Genomic DNA, 21,473 nt, shown 5'->3' on the forward strand with positions numbered 1-21,473 from the left:
GTTTATTATTGTTTTTGCTCCTGCAGGAACGCCCTGCACATATCTGCAATCGTCTTTTCAAGGGGTATATAGGCAAAATCAGGCAATGCCTGTTGCAGCTTGTCGCTATTGTAAAAAACCTGCATTTGTGCCGTACGGGCAGTTTCTTTTGTGAGAATGCTCTTTTTACCGGTGATTTTGCTCTTCAACGCCTCCATCCTCCATACAATTTCAGCCATCCATGGCTTTACCGGTATGTGTGGTGCTTTCTTACCCAACTGCTCCGCCATCTGCCGGAACAGGTCATAATACTTCCAGTTATCAGTTGAAACCACAAAACGTTCACCGTCTATATCACTTTCCATCAGACGGTACATAACTTCCGCTACATCCCGGACATCGGTAAATCCATTGATGCCCTCCGTATAGTAAGGGAATTCCTTCCACGCATTTTTGATCAGCGCTCCTGAACCTTCATTCCAATATCCAGACCCCAAAATGATACTTGGGTTTACAATTGCTACCTCGAGTCCTTCTGCACGGCCTCTCCATACTTCCATCTCTGAGAAGTATTTACTGACAGCATACTTTGAATTGTTCTTACTTTCCTGCCACTCACAAGATTCATCCAGCTTCCCCGCTTTGGCTCTTCCCAACGCAGCAACGGAACTGACATGCACCAGCTTTCTGACACCAGCGTCAATGGCCATGTTAACTACATTCGCAGTCCCCTCCACATTCACCTTCATCATCGTGGCATGCTCTCCGGGACTAAAAGACACAACAGCAGCACAGTGATAGACTTTATCTATCCCTACCATAGCCTCTTCCAGCGAGATAACATCCAGTACATCTCCCTGGAACCATTCTATTTTATGCTGAATATCTTTTACCTGTTGAGGAATTTCTTTGCGGTACAATGCGCGTACCGGCTGCCCGACATTCACCAGTTTCCGTAATAAATGACTGCCTAAAAAACCTGTTCCTCCCGTTACTAAAATCATGAAGTAAGTCCCGTTTGGGTCAAAGATAATTATAAAATCCCTTCCCGGTTTTCTTTCCGAGTGCGCCTTCTTCTACTTTCTCTATCTGTAACGGACTGGGGGTAAAACGGGATGCCTTGTCATAGGCTTCATAAATTGAACGGGTAACCGCCAGATTCACGTCATTGCCAATCAGATCCATCAACGCAAAAGGCCCCATACGAAAGCCCGCGCTCTCCATTAAACGATCAATTTTTTTATAGTCTGCCACACCATCTGCCGCTATCTGCATCGCTTCCAGATAATAATGACGCGCCACCCTGTTCACAATAAAGCCCGGCGTATCTTTTGCCATTACGGGCGTCTTCCCCATCTTACCTGCCAGCGTATATAACAGCTCCGACACTTCAGGTGCTGTCTCATCGCCACTCACAATTTCTACCAGCTTCATCAAAGGCGCCGGATTAAAAAAATGCATCCCGGCAACCCGCTCAGGGTGCACAATATCTTTGGCAATAAGGGAGATAGAAAGGGAAGAGGTATTGCTGGCAAAAATGGTATCAGGTCCATTAACCTCCGCCAGCTTTTTAAACAGGTCTTTTTTGATGTCCGGTCTTTCTACAATCGCCTCAATAACAACGTCTGCCTGACACTTTTCGATATCCCCGGTGGTAGAGAAGCGTTGCAGTATGTCTGCTGTTGCTGACCGGCTCATACGTCCTTTGCTGACAGCCTTATCCAGATATTCTTCCAATCGCTGCCGGCTGCCGGCCAATGCGGCTGTCTGCAGATCATAGAGAATCGCATTATATCCGCTCATAGCCGCTACCTGGGCAATCCCGGCGCCCATTGTACCTGCGCCGCAAACAACGATAGTTTTTATCTGATCGATCGTTAACATAGTGGAATTTTTTCGGGGTAAAAAACAAAGGAGAAAACGGCGGTATATCAAACGCACGTTTTCTCCTTGTAAAAAAGATAATATAGTCTACCGTCAAAGTGCTCCCTCAAACTGCTCCAGGAACCTTGTATCGTTCTCTGAAAACAGGCGCAGGTCTTTGATCTGATAATTCAACATGGTGATACGCTCGATACCCATACCGAAAGCAAAACCGGTATATTTCTCAGGATCAATACCACAGTTTTCCAGCACTTTCGGATGCACCATACCACATCCAAGGATTTCAACCCAACCGGTATGTTTACAAACGTTACAGCCGGAACCGCCACAGATCTGGCAGGAAATATCCATTTCCGCACTTGGCTCTGTGAATGGGAAATAGGATGGACGGAAACGAATACGTGTTGTGTCTCCGAACAGCTCTTTCACGAAGTGATAAAGCGTCTGTTTCAGATCCGCAAATGACACATTTTCATCGATATACAATCCTTCTACCTGATGGAAGAAGCAATGCGCTCTCGCAGAAATGGTCTCGTTACGGTATACACGACCCGGGCAGATGATACGGATAGGCAGCTTTCCTGATTCCATCGCTCTTACCTGTACGGAAGAAGTATGGGTACGGAGCAACCAATCCGGATGCTTGCTGATGTAGAACGTATCCTGCATATCGCGGGCAGGATGATTCTCCGGAAGATTTAACGCCGTGAAGTTATGCCAGTCGTCCTCTATCTCAGGGCCTTCTGCAATGGCAAAACCCAGACGTTCAAATATGCTGATGATCTTATTTCTTACTACGCTGATCGGGTGACGGGAACCCAGTCTGTGTGGCTCTTCCGGCAAAGTCAGATCAATATCGGTGCTGGCGGCAGCGCCGTTTTCTTTCAGGTGCTCAAATTGAGTATACCTTTCCTCTGCCAGCTGTTTAAAGCCGTTCAGGACCTGTCCGAACTCTTTTTTACGCTCGTTAGGTACCTGCTTCATTTCGCCAAACATGGCCTTAACAATTCCTTTAGTTCCAAGGAATTTGATGCGGTATTGTTCAAGGTCCGCAGCTGTGGCTGGTTCAAAAGCCAGAATCTCCTGTTTGTAGGCAGCTATTTGCTGTTCTATCTGCTCCATAGGTCGCAAAGATAATTTAAAAGATCAGTTTATAACCAACCCCCCTTATATTCACGATCTGGACTCTTGGATCGTCTTTCAGATACCTTCTCAGTTTGGTAATAAACACATCCATACTCCTCGCGTTAAAGAAGCTGTCGTCTCCCCACAGATCAAGCAAAACAGTCTTCCTTTCCATTACCTGATTCAGGTTTTCCGACAATCTTCGCAGTATCTCTGCCTCACGGTGGGAGAGGAACTCCGTATGGTTATTACGGGTCAGCGTCTGCTTGGTATAGTTGAAAGTATACTGGCCGATGGTAATACTGTCATTATTGACAGCAGGAACAGCGCCTGAAGCATTTTTAAACCGCTCCAGCAAGGCCTTGATACGAACGATCAGCTCATCCATACTGAACGGCTTTTTCAGATAATCGTTTCCGCCCAGCTCAAATCCCTTCACGACATCTGTTGTCTGGGACTTGGCCGTCAGAAAAATGATCGGTGTTGTCTTATCCTGTTTTCTGATCTCAGTCGTCACCGTAAATCCGTCCATATTAGGCATCATGATATCCAGCACAACCACATCAGGCTGATGTTCCTGATACAAACGGAGGCCTTCTTTTCCATCCGCTGCATATAACATCTCAAAACCTCTCATTTCCAGGCTGTCTTTCACAATCTGTCCCAATTGCCATTCATCCTCTATCAGTAATACTTTCGACATAGTTGTACGTATTAAACCAGTATTTGTATGATAAATTCACTTCCTTTTTCCGGCTCGCTGTTGACAGATATAGTTCCGCCATGCAGCTCCACGATCTTTTTCACATAACTCAACCCCAATCCAAACCCTTTTACGTTGTGCAGATTGCCGGTAGGCACACGGAAAAAGGTATCAAAAATGTTCTGTTGATAGATCTTTGGTATACCAATACCATTATCTTTCACCTTGATTATCAGCTTACTTCCTTCCAGCGCGGTCTTAATATATACGGAAGGTTGATCACCGGAATATTTTATCGCATTGTCTACCAGATTGCTCACCGCATTGGTCAAATGCGTTCTGTCCACTTTTACCAGACGTTCTCCCACCAGATTATCAAAACGGAACTGTACCGGACGACCAGATTTCAGCTGGTGATTCGTAATGATGCTATCCATCATGTCACTAAGATCTGTTGGTTCTCTGAACAGCTCTATTTCTTCCCTCTCCTCTGCTGCAATATGCAATACTTTCTCCACGAGATCTGATAAGCGTTGCAATTCCTGCTTGGAAATATCCAGATACGTCTGGGTTTTACGCTGATCATTCAGTGCGTTAAAGTTCTGCATGGCTTCCACAGCAGCATATACGGTGGCTATAGGTGTCTTCAGCTCATGCGTCATGTTATTGATAAAATCATTCTTCACTTCTGATAAACGCTTCTGTTTCAGTATAGTACGCAACATATACACAAAACAGATGGTGGTCAGGACGAGCAACGCCAGCGATCCTACCAGCGTCCACATCATCTTTGCCAGTATATACTGTAAAGGCGATTCAAACTTTGCCTGCACAAACAGATTGCTGGCAGGATTGAATGGAATCTTGGACGTTTGTAATGGTGGTCTTTTTCGCAGACTATCTCTGAAACCCTCTCTTGAATAACCATTGAAATCAATATGGAAAGTATCCAGTTCATAATCCGTCAGGATTTGCCGGGAATGCAATTCAGCTGTAAATACGGAGTCCAGTTTCACCAGTTTCAGACTATCACTTGTCAGGTTATTCAGCAGTATCAGGTCTGATATCTGTCTCGCGAGAGTATCAGCATATTCACGTTTAGAAGGATCACTATTATAATGGGATTCTCTTCTGCGTTTAATCGTATCTGTTACAGGTTCACGTTGGAGGTGAATCGTATGCATCTCAGGCTCTCCGGGCGAAGGAGGTATATCGCGTGGTGACAGACGATACGGATCACGGTCACGATCTTTCCCGAAATTCCGGAAATACTTGCGCGCATCAGCAAACTGCTTGTTAAAAACTGCTGTACGTAGTGATTCATTGATGTCTTTATTGAACTGATCAAGCTGTATATGATAGGAGTTGTATAACCAATATCCCTGAAAAAGGTAAATACCGACTATACATACACACATTAGTATCAGAATATTGCGGATCCGCTGACGCATAACTGCCAATTTTCACTGTTAAGATGAGCTCCCCCGGCAAGGAGGGTATGGTGCAAAACTATTGGTTCCTGCTATACCCGCTCTATCCCATTAACAATAATTAACAGTAAATAAAGCTATTTAACCAACAAATGAAAACCGAATAATGACTTTTGTATCAGAAAAAATCAGAGCATATGAAGCACTTATCAAAGACTCTACTCAGCGCCGCACTGGTTGCCTTTACTGGCATGACGGCGTTTGCACAAGATAAAACTACCGGCGTAATCGACTACGAAGTGAATGCAAAAATGCCCCAGCGTGGTGGTGCAGAAGGAGACGGCGAAGAGCAGGTTATCACCTTTAATCAACATTTCTACTTCACCGGCGGAAAAGGCAAACTGGATACAGAACGCCCTAACTTCGGCGGTGGCCAGCGTCCTGGTGGTGGTCCCGGAGGTAATGGTCCCCGCGGCGGCGGTGGTCGTTTCGGTGGTATGCGCAACTTCGGAAATGCTTACGTAGACCTGACTGGAAAGAAATATCTCCAGATCTTCTCTAAACCAGAAGATACCACAAAGGTTTATTATGCCGAAGAAGCCTACGCAGCCGCAAAAGATCCAAAACTGAGCGATAAAACCAAAAAGATCGCTGGTTTAACCTGTAAAAAAGCCACTGTAACCGTACGTAACGAAGAATATACAGTATGGTACACACAGGACCTGCCTTTCAGCTACAGCCCGATCAATGGTCTGCTGCCTGATGGTAACGGGGTAGTACTTTCCGCTGAGGGTAGCCGTCGCTCCTTTAACGCACTAAAAGTAGATTTCAAACCTGTCACTACTGACATCTCTATACCTGCGAATGCAGAAAAAGTAACAGAAGATCAGCTGCGTGAAATGCGCCGCGACGCGATGCAGAAATTCCGTGAACGGCAGAATGGAAACTAGCTAAGAACTGTAAGTTTGCATCGTTTCCTCTTTTACCAATACCCTTTTCATGAAAAGATTTACCCTTATTGCTATAACACTGTTCCTGTTTGCGCTGACCACACAGGCGCAAACGGGACAGATAAAAGGTCTCCTGACCGACTCGTCTGCTGCACATCCCTTACCGGATGCAACAGTGGCCCTGCTGAACGGCCGGGATTCCTCCCTTGCTGCTACTGCCTTTACCGATAAAAAAGGCGCCTTCTCTTTCTCAGGCGTCGCCCTGGGTAACTACAGAATATATATCACGTTCCTGGGTTATAAACCAATATTTAAAAGCGTCACGCTTTCAGCCACCGATCCGGTGCTGGATATGGGAACCATACAGCTCAAAGGCAAGGGCCTGCTGCTGAACGAGGTAGAGATTATTCAGGAAGTGCCTCCGATCACCGTTAAGAAAGATACGCTGGAATTCAACGCCGGTTCTTTCAAAACAAGAGAAAATGCTGTGGTCGAAGACCTGCTGAAAAAACTACCGGGAGTTACCGTAGATAAAGATGGTACTATAACAGCACAGGGTGAAACAGTGAAAAGGGTATTGGTAGATGGTAAGCCTTTTTTTGGCGATGACCCGAAACTGGCTACCAAAAATCTGCCGACTGACATCATTGACAAAATTCAGCTGATCGATCGTAAATCAGATCAGGCACAATTTACTGGTATTGATGACGGAAACACAGAGAAAACAATCAATATCACGATCAAAAAAGACAAGAAGAAAGGCTTCTTCGGTCGCGCGTCTGCCGGCTATGGTGATAATGACCGCTTTGCTGTCAACGCAAGCCTGAACAGCTTCCGCGATAACAAACAATTGTCTTTTCTGGGAAGTGGTAACAACGTAAATAATCTTGGCTATACATTCAATGACGTCTTCAACTTCAGCGGCGGTAACGGCGGCGGGGGAGGAGGCGGTGGTGGCGGCCGTGCAGGCGGCGGCGGACGCGGCGCGGCACAATCCACCATCAGTAATCTGGGCGGCAATAATTCGAACGGTATCACCCGCAACTGGAACGCCGGTTTTAACTATAATCAGGACTTCAATTCCAAACTGAAAATAAGCGGTAGCTATTTCATTAACGATACAAAAACGGAAACAAAGAGAACGAGTGACAAACAGACCTTCCTTGCTGATACTACCTTTTATTACAATCAGCAATCAGGTTCTCTTACAGAAAATAAGAATCACCGTCTCAACATGCGGATGGAGTACCAGATCGACTCCATGCATTCGTTGATTGTAACCCCAACATTCTCTTATTCAGATGGTGGTACGACTTCCAGCAATACCTATCAGTCACTGGATGAAAACAAGATCCAGACGATTGACGGTGTGTCCAACAACAGAAGCCATGCTACGTCGCCAAACTTTTCTACAAACGCATTGTTCCGTAAAAAGTTCAATAAAGTAGGACGTACACTGAGTGCCAACCTGACTTTCGGTTATAACACCACCGACAGACAAAACTTCTTCAAAACACAGGATACACACCTGGGTTCTGATACGACAGACGCTTACTTTACCGGTTACGACAGAATGACCAATGCGGATAATAAAGGCCGTAATATGGGAGTACGACTCACCTATACCGAGCCGCTCATGAAAGATCGCTTTCTGGAACTGTCTTATGCATGGAACAATAATTACAGCTCATCAACAAACCTTACTTACGACGTCAACGGAGATAATGGTAAATACGACCGGCTGAATGATAGTCTGAGTAACATCTTTGAAAATACTTTCACTACGCAACAGGCAGGTATCGATATCCGCACGCAGAAACTGAAATATGATTATACCTTCGGTCTGAACGTACAATTTGCCAGTCTGTTAAATGATAATGTAAGTCGTAAAACACATATCGATCAGCGTACGGTGAATTTCTATCCGTCAGCATCATTCAACTATAATTTCCAGAGAGGCAAAAGATTGCGCTTACGTTACAATGGTAGTACTACACAGCCAACAGTAACACAGTTGCAACCACTGCCTGATCTGACGAGTTCACTGTATGTACAACAGGGTAACCCTGATCTGAAACCTTCGTTCCAGCACAGTATCAACCTTGGTTACAATACATTCAATAATAGCACGTTCCGTGGCTTTTTCACCGGTATCAATGCAAGTCTGACCAGCAATAAAATTGTAAACGCCAACCGCGTAGATACTTCCGGTAAGCAATACACGAAACCAATGAACGCCAATGGTGCATACAACCTGAGTGCATATGCTGTGAATAGTCTGCCAATTAAAAAGCTGAACACTACTGTGAGTCTGAATACCAATTTCAACTACAACAGAGATGTAAGTTTTGTAAGTGGTGGAAAAGATTTCTCCAGACTGGCAAGAACATACACGCAGAATTTTGGTGTAACACAGGGTATCAATTTCAACTATACATACAAAGAGTTGTTTGACTTCTCTACCAGCGCAAACGTTAACTACAGTGGTGCACGCTACGCGGTACAGCCGAACAACAATACAAACTATTTCAACTATTCGTTCGCATTTGACTACAATGTAAATCTGCCACTCGGATTTATCATCGGAAGTGATATCACTTATACGTTGAATGCCGGCCGGGCTGAAGGTTACAACGTGGACGTTACAATGCTGAATGCATTCGTTTCAAAAAGCGTATTCAAGAATAAGAGAGGCCTGATCAAATTCTCCGGTTACGACCTGTTACACCAGAACGTAAGCATCGCGCGTAACACAGGTGAAAACTACATTGAAGATGTGAACAACATGGTATTACAACGATACTTCATGCTGAGCTTCACCTTCTTCATTAACAAATTTGCAGGTAGTGGAAATGGAAACGGTAATGAACGTCGCCGGATGGGCCCTCCGGGAATGAGAATGGGTGCACCGATGGGTATGCCAAGGGGTTAGAAAGACAATACATTAAACGTAAAAGGTCTCACAAATATGTGAGACCTTTTTTTATTCAAATTTGATGTAAAATGACTCCGATGTTGATGATTTTTTGAAAGGTTGAAAGGATAACAAAGGTGGGGGCGTACTTCCTCATTCATACCTCCAGCTTTGAAACCTTACAACCTTAGTATTTTTTGTTGGTGCTCATGGCACTATACACCGGCTACCTTGTACCTGCGTACTTTTTGAGCCGTCTTGCGTTCCCTGATGCTTTGCGTGACTTTTCTTACTACCCAGCTCAGTGTAAATGTTGGAATGAAATCCAGACCAGGGAATAGTTCTTCAATAAAGTTGAACACACTTCCAAAAGCACCCAGGTTACTGCCAAACATCCTGTAAAAAATAATAGCAGAAATTGGGGCCCAGATCACGTCACTCACTTCTCCTAAAACCGGCACAGTATAACTTGCACATCCAATCAGGTCCATTACGATACAAGTCCATAATGCAGGGGTAAATCTTCTTTCCATAGACCTCCGCTTTAAATGTTAACAAAGTATAATCAAATAGCTTACCAATTTAAATTACGGTTGACCGGTATGGGAATTACGATGCGGCGTTGTGGCGTTTTTTGGGAGTAAATCTTTGTAATACAATCTATTAAAAAATGCTGATTTGTTCTCTCTGTGTATTCGTAATCCTTTAATCAAACATAATTGTCCTCTAAATAGTATAACGTATTGGCGCTATATAAAGTTACGAAGTATTTAACGTTACAGATCTACGGAATTTTAAATTGCGTAGTTTCACGTAAACTGTTTCCAACATGCTTAACGAAAATTCCCGCCGCGATATGATTAAAAAGGCTGCTGCTATGGCGTTTGCTTCCACATCTCTTGCTTCTCTGTCTACCCGTGTGATGGCGCACGAAAACAAGGTAGAGGAAAAACTGAAAGGCCAGATCAACCATTCCGTTTGTGCATGGTGCTACAATGACATTCCACTGGAAGACCTCTGTAAGGCGGCCAACAGAATTGGCCTCGCCTCCATTGATCTGCTGGATCCTAAAGATTTCGCCACCGCTAAAAAATATGACCTGACCTGTGCTATGGTGGCCTCCATCAATAAAGACTGGAACATCGGCCGGGGCTGGAATAGAGAAGCGCATCATGATCAGCTCGTTACGTACTACGAATACCTGATAGATGAGACGTCAAAGGCTGGTTTTACAAACCTGATCTGTTTTTCCGGTAACCGTGACGGACTGGATGATCAGGCTGGCATTGAAAACTGTGCGAAAGGGCTTAAACGTATAATGAGCTATGCGGAAAAGAAGAAAGTGACCATTGTAATGGAACTGCTGAACAGTAAGGTAAACCATCCTGATTATCAGTGCGACCACACCAGCTGGGGCGTGGAACTGTGTAAATCAATTGGTTCAGAACGCTTTAAATTGCTATACGATATCTACCATATGCAGATTATGGAAGGAGACGTGATCCGCACCATCCAGAATAATCACCAGTATTTTGCGCATTATCATACTGGTGGCGTTCCGGGCAGAAATGAGATTGACGAAACGCAGGAGTTGTATTATCCGGCTATTATGAAGGCGATACACGATACAGGCTTCAAAGGCTTTGTTGCACAGGAATTTGTGCCTAAGCGTGCCGATAAACTGGCTTCTTTGAAACAAGGTGTGGAGATATGTGATATTTAGTATTTCCAGTCCTGCTTCAGTATCCCCATCACCACCGTGTCTACATACTGTCCATGCAGTTTGGCACTGTGGCGAAGAATTCCCTCTTTGGCAAAACCAAGCCTGATGGGGATCTGGGCACTCCGCTCGTTCTGTAAAGCAAAGCGGATCTCTAACTTATTCAGCCTCAGCGATTCAAAAGCAAAAGAGATAAGGGCTTTGCAGGCGTTCACGGCAATACCTTTGCCGCGGAATTTTTCACCCAACCAGTACCCGATCTCTGCTATTTCCAGCTGATGGTCCCAGTTGTGCAGATCGACCACACCACACAGTTGCTCCTGATACCATATACCAAAAGCAATGGCTTCCTGATCCTCTGCTTTGCGCTGCATCATCTCAATGAAACGAAGGGTATGATCTGAATGGGTGTTATAATCCACCCAGGGAAGAAAGCGACGAAGACTTTTGCGGGACGTATCCAGTTGCTGATAGAGTATAGGCGCGTGTTCCGGTTGCAGTTGCCTTAGTATAAGAGATTCATTAACAGATAATTCCAACATAAAATAAAATGAGGTTTGGCGTCCGGCCAAACCTCAAATTTAATAAATTACTACTTCATTGCTATCAGCTGTTGCTTCTGCATATCCTTCACGATCTGCTTTGCAAACAGGTAAGCCTGCCGGTAAGCCGTAGGAGGGTCTACCGACGCAGACTGTGCATTATACAGTAACTTCTTCTCTTTCAGGTCATACAGGTTGGTATCCCACTCATATTTCGTATTAACCTGTGTATAGCCCGGATCATACATACGTCCGTACCAGCCCCTGTAATAAGGCCAGAAACCACCATAATATGGATTACCGTAAGGACCATAGGCACCATAACCCGGCACGTATGTTCTTTCACGGGATTTATCCACCATTGCGATCGTCATTACCTGATCCACATCGCTGCTGCGGAACTTTTTCAGGGCCGCCTTTTCATCTCCTTTACCAAGGTTGTCGTCAGGCCCGTACGTAGCATACGCAGATACCGCATTATAACCTTCTTTCTTCAGTTCGGAAACCAGGTTATTTTCCATCAATACACGCAGACTGCGTTCTTTCGCAGGTACCAGCGCTATCACCATGATCTTGTTTTCCTGCTGTAGCCGGGCATCCGGTGTCTTCCAGGACGAAGTCAGTTTGGTGCTGGTACAGGCTGTCATTGACAACAGCCCTATAGCCATTAAAAATAATCCTAACTTTTTCATAATTCCTCCTTTTAACTATCTGTTAGACGACGGTAGACAAAAAGAGTTACAACTGGATAAGAAAATTAACATTTCTTTGATAACCAGTTGCTTTTAAAAAAATCAGGTGTTAAAAATTAAAGATGAAGCACCGCCCTGATACTGCCTTTTTACAACTTTTAAGGCTATATCCCTTAACAGGCTAATCCAATAGTTATAAAGGCTTCATCCTTCGTTGATGCTACGTTTTTAACGTAGCATCAACGAAGGATGAAGCCTTTATAACTATTATCAAAGTGAAAATTAACTACATCAACAGGAACCTATGCTGCACTAACAACGCTTAATTGTTAATTTTTAATTCCTGATTAATAATTGATCACCTGTTCCTGTATGCCTGCCGGAATCTCTCTGAACTCATACAATTGTGTACGCAGCTGCGGCTCGAAGCCCGCTTCCTTGATCGCCTCCTGCATAGAACGGTAGGTGAATCTGTGCGGAGCACCAGCGGCACTCACCACATTCTCCTCAATCATGATAGAACCGAAGTCGTTTGCACCTGCATGCAGACAGATCTGTGCAACCTGCTTACCTACCGTCAGCCAGGAAGCCTGGATGTTCTTGATATTAGGCAGCATGATACGGCTCATCGCGATCATACGGATATATTCTTCAGAACTTGTCATGTTATGTACACCACGGATACGAGACAACAGTGTGTCTACGTCCTGGAATGTCCACGGAATGAAAGCGGTGAAACCATAATGGCCTTCCGGCTTTTCACTCTGTACCTGACGGATGTCGGCAAAGTGCTGGAAACGTTCCATCAGTGTTTCCACGTGACCAAACATCATGGTAGCAGATGACGGAATATTCAGTTTATGCGCAGCTCTCATGACATCCAGCCATTCCTGTGCACCACATTTTCCTTTGGAGATAAGGCGGCGTACGCGGTCATTCAGGATCTCAGCACCTGCTCCCGGTAAACTGGCCATTCCCGCTTCCTGCAGTGCAGCCAGCACCTCGATATGCGTGCTCTTTTCCAGTTTGGTGATATGCGCTACTTCGGGGGGACCGAGTGCGTGCAGCTTCATAGCAGGATATAACTGCTTCAGCTGTTTGAAAGTATCTACATAGAATTTCAGCCCCAGTTCCGGATGGTGACCACCCTGCAGCAGCAGCTGATCTCCGCCGAATTTCAGCGTCTCTTCTATCTTTTTCTTGTATTCGTCAATGCTGGTAATATAAGCCTCAGCATGACCGGGAACCCTGTAGAAGTTGCAGAACTTACAGTTGGCCGTACACACGTTCGTTGTATTCACGTTTCGGTCAATCTGCCAGGTCACCTTTCCATGAGGTACCTGCTGCTTACGCAGTTCATTCGCCACATCCATCAGTTCCGCAAGCGGTGCCTTTTCAAAGAGGTAAATCCCTTCTTCCGGTGTGAGCCACTCGAAGTTTAATGCTTTCCTGTATAGATCTTTCAGTTCCATGATGAACAAAGGTAGGAATATTGTTAAATTTATAGCACCGTTATTCTGTCACGGTCTCTGTATGCAAAATTCTACGCTGTTGAAGCACTGTTGGCTCATATCAATTGCCATTATGTGTCTGTTCCACGTTGCCTCCGCGCAAACGACACCTGCACCTGCAAACCCTCCCAAAGAAGGCGAGCTGATTACCCGTTTCCCGTTCAAACAGTATTATGGTGGCGTAGTCGTCATCAGGGCCTGTCTGGCTGGTATTCCTGATACTCTGCAGTTCATTCTGGATACCGGCAGCGCCGGTATTTCACTTGATACCAATACCTGCCTGCAACTGGGCATTAAGCTGACGCCTACAGATCGCGTCGTGAGGGGAGTAGGGGGTTCGAAAACCGTGGCCTTTGCCATGGACCGAACACTGTTATTACCCGGTTTACAGGTGGATAGTCTGGATTTCCATATCAATGACTATGAACTTATCAGTCAGGTATATGGTCTGCAGATCGATGGTATCATGGGATACAGTCTGTTAAGCAAATACATCGTGCAGGTCGATTATGATACCGAAACCATCTCCATCTACCACAAAGGCAAATTCAATTATCCAAGAGGTGGGCACCTGATGCGCCCATCCCTGACACTGATCCCCATCGTCAATGCTTTTCTGAAAAATGGAAAGGCGCAGCACTTCAACCGCTACTATTTTGATACCGGCGCAGGAATGTGCCTGCTGCTGTCCCATCAGTTCGTGCAGGACAGCGCTATTCTTTCTTCCCGGAAAAGACAACGTAAAGTCATCCAGACGGAAGCGCAGGGGCTGGGTGGTAAAATGAATATGGACATTACCACCTTACAGGAATTCAAGATCGGCAACTATTCCTTCAGAAATGTGCCAGTCTACCTCTTTGATGACGTCACCAATGTCACTGCCTATCCTTTCCTCGGAGGAATGGTCGGTAATGATCTGCTGCGCAGATTTAACCTGATACTCAATTATGGCAAAAAGGAGATCTACCTGATACCTAATTCTCACTACAAAGATCCCTTTGACTATTCCTATACAGGCCTGATCATCTATCTCATAGATGGCAGGGTCGAAATCACTGATATCATCAAAGGTTCCCCGGCCGAAAAAGCCGGTTTGCTGAAAGGAGACATTATCATGGCGATCAACAATACTTTTTCGAACAATCTGCAGATATACCGTGATCTGCTGAAAAACGTAGGTACCCGTCCTTCACTCCTGATCATGCGCAACAAAGAGTTGATGATAAAAAAAATGCAGATCAAAAGCATATTATAAGCGCCTGATATAATACATTGCACATTCCTCCGTTAGAAATCTGTGTGGGGCTATCCCGCTTAAAAGGAGATAATGTTCATCGTGAGAAAGTACCTTTTTGTCATACTCGTATGCCTGCCGGTATTCCTCTTCGCTCAGGTACCGGCCATTCAGAAACCGACTGCTACAGTCCCATTCAGGCTGTTCGATCGTTACATGGTAATCAGCTGCGCCCTTTCGGGCGTTACGCCTACCGGTGTAACAGACAGTCTTCATTTCATTTTTGATACCGGGGCGGAAGTGACAACCCTGCGGCAACAGACAGCCGACCGCCTGCAACTGAAAACAAAAAACAATGGTGGTCTCAGTGGCACAGATGCCGTCGTTGTCAGAGTGCCGACAGCAGAGCTCAGCGTCCTGTTTTTTGAAAAAACCAGACTTCCTTTCGTCAAAGTATATCTCGAACCACTCACCGAATTTAATGACATTCCCGTCACAATTGATGGTATCATCGGTGTGGACCTGCTCAAAGCATTCATCGTGAAGATCGATTACGACAAAGAAATACTGGAGCTTTACCGGATGCAGAAAACACCTCCCAATACACCCGGGCAAAGGATGGCACTCACCCGGAACTTTGAGACGCCGGCTTTGGAAGGCACCATTACCTTACCTGACGGTCAGACGCTTAACAGCTATTATCATCTCGTTTCAGGTGGAGAATACGGTATCCTGTTTAACTTTCCCTACGTGGAGAAGCATCACTTAAATACCCGTCTGCCCATCCTGAGCACCGATAAAGTAGGGGACCTTTATAAAGATTTAACCTACACCAATACCAGTCTGCCGGCCCTTGAACTGGGCACCACAAAGCTGACACAGGTCGGAGCCAGCTACAGCAAAGATGTCAATGATGCCGGCTCTATCCGTGAAATGGCCGGTTCTATCGGTTATATGGTATGGCGCCAATTCAAATCCATTACAATCAATTATACCGGACGCGAGTTATTTCTGGAAAAATAGTAGCAGTCCATTCTCCCATTCTTTTAGTTAACTTGCAACTCTCATAAACAGGGAAATATGATTCATTTCAATAAATTCACTTTAGCCAACGGATTGCGCGTGATCGTGCATGAAGACCATACCACTCCAATGGCAGTGGTAAACGTGATGTACGATGTGGGCGCACGTGATGAAGATCCAACAAAGACTGGTTTTGCTCACCTGTTCGAACACCTGATGTTCGGCGGCTCCATCAACATACCTGAATACGATGAACCTTTACAGATGGCCGGCGGCGAAAACAACGCCTACACTACCAGCGATCTGACCAACTACTATATACAACTGCCGGCCGAGAATATCGAAACCGCATTCTGGCTGGAAAGCGACCGTATGCTCTCACTCGCATTCAGCGACAAGAGTCTGGACGTACAGCGTAAAGTAGTGAGTGAAGAGTTCAAAGAACACTATATCAACAAGCCTTACGGCGACGTATGGCACAAAATGAGAGACCTCGCTTATTCCTCACATCCCTACAAATGGATGACTATCGGAAAAGAACTCTCTCATATCGAAAATGCAAAACTGCAGGACGTAAAAGATTTCTTCTTCAAATATTACCGCCCTTCCAACGCGATCCTCGTTGTTGGTGGCCACGTTACTACCGCACAGGTAAAAGCGCTGGCAGAAAAATGGTTCGGCGATATTCCCGCCGGAGAACGCATACAGCGTAATATCGCACCGGAGCCATTACAGACGGCTGCGCATAAACTGGAAGTAAAAGCCAATGTGCCATTGGATGCATTATACAAATGCTACCATATGCCAGGGCGTACCGGCAAAGGTTATTATGCGACAGACCTGATCTCTGACATCCTTGGTGGCGGTGCATCTTCCCGTCTCAATCAGGTGCTGGTGAAAGAGAAAAAACTGTTCAGCAATATTGACTGTTATCATTTCGGCACACTTGATGCCGGTCTGCTGACGATCGAAGGCAAACTGGTGAAAGGTGTGAAAATGAAAGATGCAGAAAAAGCGGTGCAGGAAGAAATCGATAAAGTACAGCAAACCATCATCCCTGAAAGAGAACTACAGAAAGTGAAAAACAGGGTGGAAAGTATGCTGGCCTTTGAAGATATGGGACTGCTCAACAGGGCCAATAACCTGGCATTCTATGAACTGATCGGTGATGCTTCTCTCATGAATAATGAATTCAGCCATTACGAAGCCGTTACGGCGACTGAAATGCACGAAGAAGCACAACATCTTTTCGACGAGAAAAATTCCAATACGATTTACTATTACGCAGGATAACATGTTCATACACAATTGACATCGTTTAATCCTTTGTAAATAAATATGCTTTTAGATTAATGATAAACCGGAAAATTGCCCCTGAAATAAAAGATGCCACGGCCTTCGATATCAAGCTGAGACCTTACGAAAAGGTCACACTGGACAATGGCATCCCTGTCCATATCATCAAATCAGACGAGCAGGATACTTTACAGCTGGAACTGGTATTCCCCGGAGGTAGCTGGTATGAATCCGAAAATCTGGTTGCATCCGCCACCAACTTCCTCATGAAGAATGGCAGCGGGAAACTTTCCGCTCTTCAGATCAATGAAAATATTGACTACTTCGGTGCTTATCTGAACCGGACCAGTCATCATGAATACGCAACCTATACGCTGCACTGTCTCACAAAACACTTTGCAGATCTGGTGCCCGTATTACAGGAAGTACTCCTCGATCCGGTTTTTCCTGAAGAAGAACTGGCGATCTTCCGTCAGAACATGAAACAGCGACTGGCGGTAAACCTGCAGAAATGCGACTTCGTAGCCAACAGGCACATTGACCGTTATCTCTTTGGTGAGTTTCACCCATATGGCAGAGTAAGCAGCATGGAAGCTTACGACGCTTTACAGAGTGCCACCATGCAGGCTTTCTACAAACAGCATTACACATACAATAACTGTAAGATCTTTGTAGCAGGCCACCTGCCGGCGAATATGATAGAAATGCTGAACGAGTATTTCGGTAAAACGAAATGGAACGGAGAAGCATCCATCGTACGTCCTGAGATTTCCATCATGCCGGCAGAAGAAAAGAAGTTCCGCATTTTCAATGATGAAAACGGTGTACAAGGCGCTGTTCGCGTGGCTCGTCCATTCCCGAACCGCTACCATCCTGACTTCCCTAAAATGCTGGTGCTGAACACCATTCTGGGCGGCTACTTTGGCTCCCGTCTGATGAGCAACATCCGCGAGGAAAAAGGATATACCTACGGTATACACTCACAACTCTATAACTTCCGCCAATCCAGCGCTATCAATATCCAGACAGAAGCCGGACGTGATGTGTGCGAAGCAACCATCGAAGAGATCTACAAAGAACTGCGTACACTCCAGAAAGAGATTGTACCGGAAGAAGAACTGCATCTGGTGCGCAACTTCATGATCGGCTCCATTCTCGGGGATCTGGATGGCGCATTCGAAGTCATTCAACGTTGGAAAAATCTGATTCTGAATGGACTGGATGAAAATTACTTCTACAATAACATCAATACTATCAAGACGATCACCGCCGAAGAATTACAGGAACTGGCACAGGAATACCTGTCTCCTGAAGACTTCTACGAACTGGTAGTAATCTGATCCTACATTGATTTTCTACAGCATTTCTGCTGTTTTTATAAAAAAGAGGCTTCCACAATATGTGGAAGCCTCTTTTTTTGCAGATTGACTCCATTTTATCCCTGAAAACAGCCAATTTCACATATTTATAATTTATTATATTTGCAGCCCTAATTGTTCAATCCGATGAAACGCTATATCCTTTGTTTACCATTGTGCATCTGTATGAATGTTTTCGCACAAACCAGCAAATCTGCCGTTGACTCTTTGGAGAAGCGCTATCAGCAATGTCTTTCAGAAGGAAAAAGCAATTTTAACTGCGCCCTTCAGTATTATACACAAATGGACAGTCTGCTGCACAGCGTATATACCGAACTGTATGATAATCTTGACCCCAATCGCCGGCAAACCTTACAGATCTCCCAGCAACAGTGGGAAGAGAAAAAAGAAACTTATTTCAAGGACATTGATGTGCGTGTAGAAAAGAAAAGACCGCTGACATTGTCTGGTCTGGATGATGATATGATCGTTACCGATAACAAAGCTGCTTTCCTGAAAACACGTGTGGTAGAACTCCTCGGCAAACACTCCTGAGTTAGTGGTGGGTTGCGCGGCGTTTAATCATGCCGCCTTTGGTATCGTTGATATTGTGCTGTACAATGAAGGCTTTTTCATCAATCTTCTCGATCTCGTCGATGATTTTGTGCACTTCCAGACGGGTCACTACAGTATAAATGATGTCGATATCTCTGTTCACTGATCCCCGCTTGCCAAACCCGCTCTGACCCTTGAAAACGGTCACACCTTTGCGCAAAGTCAAGGTCAGGGTTTTTCGTATGAGTTCACTTTCACTGGAGATAATGGTCAGTGCGATATATTCTTCAAAACCCTGAATGATGAAGTCAACGGTTTTGGAGGCAGAAAGATAGGTGAGCATTGCATATAACGCTGTCTCCACATTGATCAGCACAGCCGCAATACTAAATATCACAATATTGAAGTACATGATCACTTCGCCCATTGACAGTACCGTTTTCCGGTTGATGTAAAGGGCCAGTACTTCTGTGCCATCCAGTACAGCACCGCCTCTTACAGACATACCAATACCGGCGCCAAGAAAGAAACCGCCGAAAATAGCGATCAGCAATTTGTCACTGGTAATCGTCGGCATGTCAATAAACACCAGCGCAGCTGCCAGTCCCAGAATGGCACAAAGCGCCCTGATGGTAAAAGCAACAGACAATTGCCTGTATGCCAACAGAATAAAGGGAATATTGATCACGATCAGCAGTACGGAGATTGACCAACCGGTAAGCCGGCTTATCAAAAGGGAGATACCCGTTACACCTCCATCCAGAAAGCCGTTGGGCAACAAAAAGCCTTTCAGCCCCACAGCTGCAAGTAATACACCGATACCGATCAATACGATATCCTGAACATTCTGAATATAACTAATGCGGGCACGCGTCTTTCTGGTTTGTGACATATCTGTAAACTTACAATCTTTCCTGATGTCTCAGCCACCTTTCCGGTATTTCATTATTGCTCGCCATCAAATAGTCACTATAGGAGCAGGGCAGGAAACTTTTCTCTTTTGACTTTCCTTTTGCGGGCAATTCCATCCACCAGCGACCCGTCTTCTTACTTTTGAGAAATACGGTGTCTATATCTGCACAAACGATATTGAATTCATAAAATCCGTCTCTTTCTTCGAGCAATGCTTCTTTCTTCCTGATGGCAATACCATCCACAAAATACCAGAGCATCTGCGCAATCTGTTTGGCCGTCAGGGACTCCCGGTCTCTTTCCGGACGGTAGCCATAAATACCAAAGCTGCTGAGCCTTCCGCTCATACCAGCATAACGGGCCAATGCGCAGGCTTCATCACCTCCTAATCCATTAGGAGAGAGGGTATTGGCCGGTGCATCATTATGCTTGATAATATTGACATCAATACTGAAAAGATCTGTGTTACGCAGTACAGGTTCTATTTCTTCCAGATTCTCTCTTACCCGGCCAAGGCGGTAACAGTCAAAACGCAGTTTATCCAGCGTTTCGATCATATGTGGATGTATAAAGTAGCTCTGAAAAGCGAGGTGGTTGTAATGACGGATGTAATTAGGCTGTTCTGTCAGCATTTCCATCAGGAACTTATCTGCCGGCACCTGTGACTCTTCTTTCAGATCAATGATCGCGTCTGCAACCGTCACTTCGATCACATATTTCTGAGAGGCGTAAGCTTTGTATTGTGCATAGGTCAGGTCATGCGATCCGCCCAAGAGAATGACTGTTTTATGGGAGTTGATCAGTTCTGCCAGTACTGTTTTCAGCGCTGCGTAAGTATCCTGCAGACTCACCCCCTTACGGAGATTGCCGAGGTCGGCGATTTTAACATCTCGGTGCCAATAATATAAACTGTAAAATTCACTTCTTACAATATCCGGTGATTCTGGTCCTCTTTTACCGGGACCATATCCACGGTCTTCACTTACACCAAGGATGATCACATCTGCAGCTTCGAGATTGGGGACATGACCTTCCTCATAAGCATCGGTAACACCTCCGATCTGGAAGTCATCATACACCTGATCATTGTTCAGGCTGGCTTTAGAAATTGGTAACAGATAATCATGCAGATGCGTAAAGTCTGACATCACAACAACTTTTGTTTGGCGGCAAACCTACGAATCAATTATGAAATTTATCACGCTATGAAAAGATGAATAACAGATTGTTATCGATAGTTGCCGTGAGGGGATACCCGGTTCCGGTTGTATCGGGAAATGTTGAATGGCTGTTTGTTGCGAGAGATAAAAGATATCAGCTAATACGTCGGGAAAGGCGAGAAGCGGATTGGTATCGATAATAGACAAGAGAAGTCTCTGCTTCCTGTTGTATTGGAAATGTTGAATGACTGTTTGTTAAAGTAGATAACAGGTATCAGTAAATACGTCGGAAAAGAAGAACAGAGGATTGGGTATCGATAGCAGATAAGGAAGATAACTGGTACCTATTATATCGGAAAATGTTGAATGACTGTTTGTTAAAGCAGATAACAGGTATCAGTGAGTACGTCGGAAGAGATGAACAGTGGATTAGTATCTATAGCAGACAAAGGAGATAACTGGTTCCTATTATATCGGGAAATGTT

Annotated in this window: 19 protein-coding genes; 8 read left to right on the top strand and 11 right to left on the bottom strand. The window is 45.0% G+C overall.

Annotated features, from left to right (window positions below; translation table 11 throughout):
• Window positions 1–5: 5 nt before the first annotated feature.
• The 5 genes from FEF09_RS00510 to FEF09_RS00530 all read right to left on the bottom strand — a co-directional run bounded on the left by FEF09_RS00510 (window position 6) and on the right by FEF09_RS00530 (window position 5,142).
• The gene (locus FEF09_RS00510) at window positions 6–983 is read right to left on the bottom strand and encodes an NAD-dependent epimerase/dehydratase family protein (RefSeq protein ID WP_146302855.1); all 978 of its coding nucleotides are present in this window, start codon (window positions 981–983) and stop codon (window positions 6–8) included.
• A gap of 19 nt (window positions 984–1,002) precedes the next feature.
• On the bottom strand, window positions 1,003–1,863 hold the full coding sequence (locus tag FEF09_RS00515) for a 3-hydroxyacyl-CoA dehydrogenase NAD-binding domain-containing protein (protein WP_146302857.1): 861 nt from the start codon (window positions 1,861–1,863) through the stop codon (window positions 1,003–1,005).
• 93 nt (window positions 1,864–1,956) lie between these two features.
• Window positions 1,957–2,985 (bottom strand): phenylalanine--tRNA ligase subunit alpha, encoded by a 1,029-nt coding sequence (gene pheS, locus FEF09_RS00520; RefSeq protein ID WP_012788366.1) that lies wholly within the window; start codon window positions 2,983–2,985, stop codon window positions 1,957–1,959.
• A gap of 16 nt (window positions 2,986–3,001) precedes the next feature.
• The gene (locus FEF09_RS00525) at window positions 3,002–3,691 is read right to left on the bottom strand and encodes a response regulator transcription factor (protein ID WP_146302859.1); all 690 of its coding nucleotides are present in this window, start codon (window positions 3,689–3,691) and stop codon (window positions 3,002–3,004) included.
• An 11-nt stretch (window positions 3,692–3,702) separates the two neighbouring features.
• On the bottom strand, window positions 3,703–5,142 hold the full coding sequence (locus FEF09_RS00530) for a sensor histidine kinase (protein ID WP_146302861.1): 1,440 nt from the start codon (window positions 5,140–5,142) through the stop codon (window positions 3,703–3,705).
• 176 nt (window positions 5,143–5,318) lie between these two features.
• Between FEF09_RS00530 and FEF09_RS00535 the strand changes: the two genes are divergently transcribed.
• Window positions 5,319–6,071 carry a GLPGLI family protein gene (locus tag FEF09_RS00535; RefSeq protein WP_146302863.1) on the top strand — a complete coding sequence of 251 codons (753 nt, stop codon included), beginning with the start codon at window positions 5,319–5,321 and terminating at the stop codon, window positions 6,069–6,071.
• Between the two features lie 49 nt (window positions 6,072–6,120).
• On the top strand, window positions 6,121–9,003 hold the full coding sequence (locus tag FEF09_RS00540) for a TonB-dependent receptor (RefSeq protein WP_146302865.1): 2,883 nt from the start codon (window positions 6,121–6,123) through the stop codon (window positions 9,001–9,003).
• Between the two features lie 197 nt (window positions 9,004–9,200).
• On the opposite strand, the gene FEF09_RS00545 is transcribed toward FEF09_RS00540, so the two are convergent.
• A complete protein-coding gene (locus FEF09_RS00545; protein WP_146302867.1) occupies window positions 9,201–9,518 on the bottom strand; it encodes a hypothetical protein in 318 nt (105 codons plus the stop codon).
• Window positions 9,519–9,814: 296 nt separating this feature from the next.
• Between FEF09_RS00545 and FEF09_RS00550 the strand changes: the two genes are divergently transcribed.
• Window positions 9,815–10,708: a hydroxypyruvate isomerase family protein gene (locus FEF09_RS00550; RefSeq protein WP_146302869.1), complete on the top strand. Its 894-nt coding sequence runs from the start codon at window positions 9,815–9,817 to the stop codon at window positions 10,706–10,708.
• On the opposite strand, the gene FEF09_RS00555 is transcribed toward FEF09_RS00550, so the two are convergent.
• The 3 genes from FEF09_RS00555 to mqnC form a co-directional block, all read right to left on the bottom strand.
• On the bottom strand, window positions 10,705–11,247 hold the full coding sequence (locus tag FEF09_RS00555) for a GNAT family N-acetyltransferase (RefSeq protein WP_146302871.1): 543 nt from the start codon (window positions 11,245–11,247) through the stop codon (window positions 10,705–10,707). The genes FEF09_RS00550 and FEF09_RS00555 overlap by 4 nt on opposite strands.
• A gap of 50 nt (window positions 11,248–11,297) precedes the next feature.
• Window positions 11,298–11,939 carry a hypothetical protein gene (locus FEF09_RS00560; RefSeq protein WP_146302873.1) on the bottom strand — a complete coding sequence of 214 codons (642 nt, stop codon included), beginning with the start codon at window positions 11,937–11,939 and terminating at the stop codon, window positions 11,298–11,300.
• A gap of 347 nt (window positions 11,940–12,286) precedes the next feature.
• The gene (mqnC, locus tag FEF09_RS00565; protein ID WP_146302875.1) at window positions 12,287–13,411 is read right to left on the bottom strand and encodes a cyclic dehypoxanthinyl futalosine synthase; all 1,125 of its coding nucleotides are present in this window, start codon (window positions 13,409–13,411) and stop codon (window positions 12,287–12,289) included.
• Between the two features lie 79 nt (window positions 13,412–13,490).
• On the opposite strand from mqnC, the gene FEF09_RS00570 reads away from it, so the two are divergent.
• The 5 genes from FEF09_RS00570 to FEF09_RS00590 all read left to right on the top strand — a co-directional run bounded on the left by FEF09_RS00570 (window position 13,491) and on the right by FEF09_RS00590 (window position 18,916).
• Entirely contained in the window at window positions 13,491–14,705 is a 1,215-nt protein-coding gene (locus FEF09_RS00570; RefSeq protein ID WP_261387272.1) for an aspartyl protease family protein, read from the top strand.
• An 81-nt stretch (window positions 14,706–14,786) separates the two neighbouring features.
• On the top strand, window positions 14,787–15,707 hold the full coding sequence (locus tag FEF09_RS00575; RefSeq protein WP_186774138.1) for a retropepsin-like aspartic protease: 921 nt from the start codon (window positions 14,787–14,789) through the stop codon (window positions 15,705–15,707).
• Between the two features lie 57 nt (window positions 15,708–15,764).
• Window positions 15,765–17,000, top strand: a complete 1,236-nt coding sequence (locus tag FEF09_RS00580) for a M16 family metallopeptidase (RefSeq protein ID WP_146302879.1) — start codon at window positions 15,765–15,767, stop codon at window positions 16,998–17,000.
• 59 nt (window positions 17,001–17,059) lie between these two features.
• Window positions 17,060–18,343, top strand: a complete 1,284-nt coding sequence (locus FEF09_RS00585) for a M16 family metallopeptidase (RefSeq protein ID WP_146302881.1) — start codon at window positions 17,060–17,062, stop codon at window positions 18,341–18,343.
• A gap of 165 nt (window positions 18,344–18,508) precedes the next feature.
• Window positions 18,509–18,916, top strand: a complete 408-nt coding sequence (locus FEF09_RS00590; protein ID WP_146302883.1) for a lysozyme inhibitor LprI family protein — start codon at window positions 18,509–18,511, stop codon at window positions 18,914–18,916.
• A 1-nt stretch (window position 18,917) separates the two neighbouring features.
• Here FEF09_RS00590 and FEF09_RS00595 read toward each other — a convergent pair whose 3' ends face one another.
• Both FEF09_RS00595 and FEF09_RS00600 read right to left on the bottom strand, forming a co-directional pair.
• Window positions 18,918–19,808 carry a YitT family protein gene (locus FEF09_RS00595; RefSeq protein ID WP_186774139.1) on the bottom strand — a complete coding sequence of 297 codons (891 nt, stop codon included), beginning with the start codon at window positions 19,806–19,808 and terminating at the stop codon, window positions 18,918–18,920.
• A 10-nt stretch (window positions 19,809–19,818) separates the two neighbouring features.
• Window positions 19,819–20,976 carry a formimidoylglutamase gene (locus tag FEF09_RS00600; RefSeq protein WP_146302886.1) on the bottom strand — a complete coding sequence of 386 codons (1,158 nt, stop codon included), beginning with the start codon at window positions 20,974–20,976 and terminating at the stop codon, window positions 19,819–19,821.
• Window positions 20,977–21,473 lie beyond the last annotated feature (497 nt).

Source organism: Chitinophaga pinensis (genome assembly GCF_007896845.1).
GTDB classification, from domain to species: Bacteria; Bacteroidota; Bacteroidia; order Chitinophagales; family Chitinophagaceae; genus Chitinophaga; species Chitinophaga pinensis_C.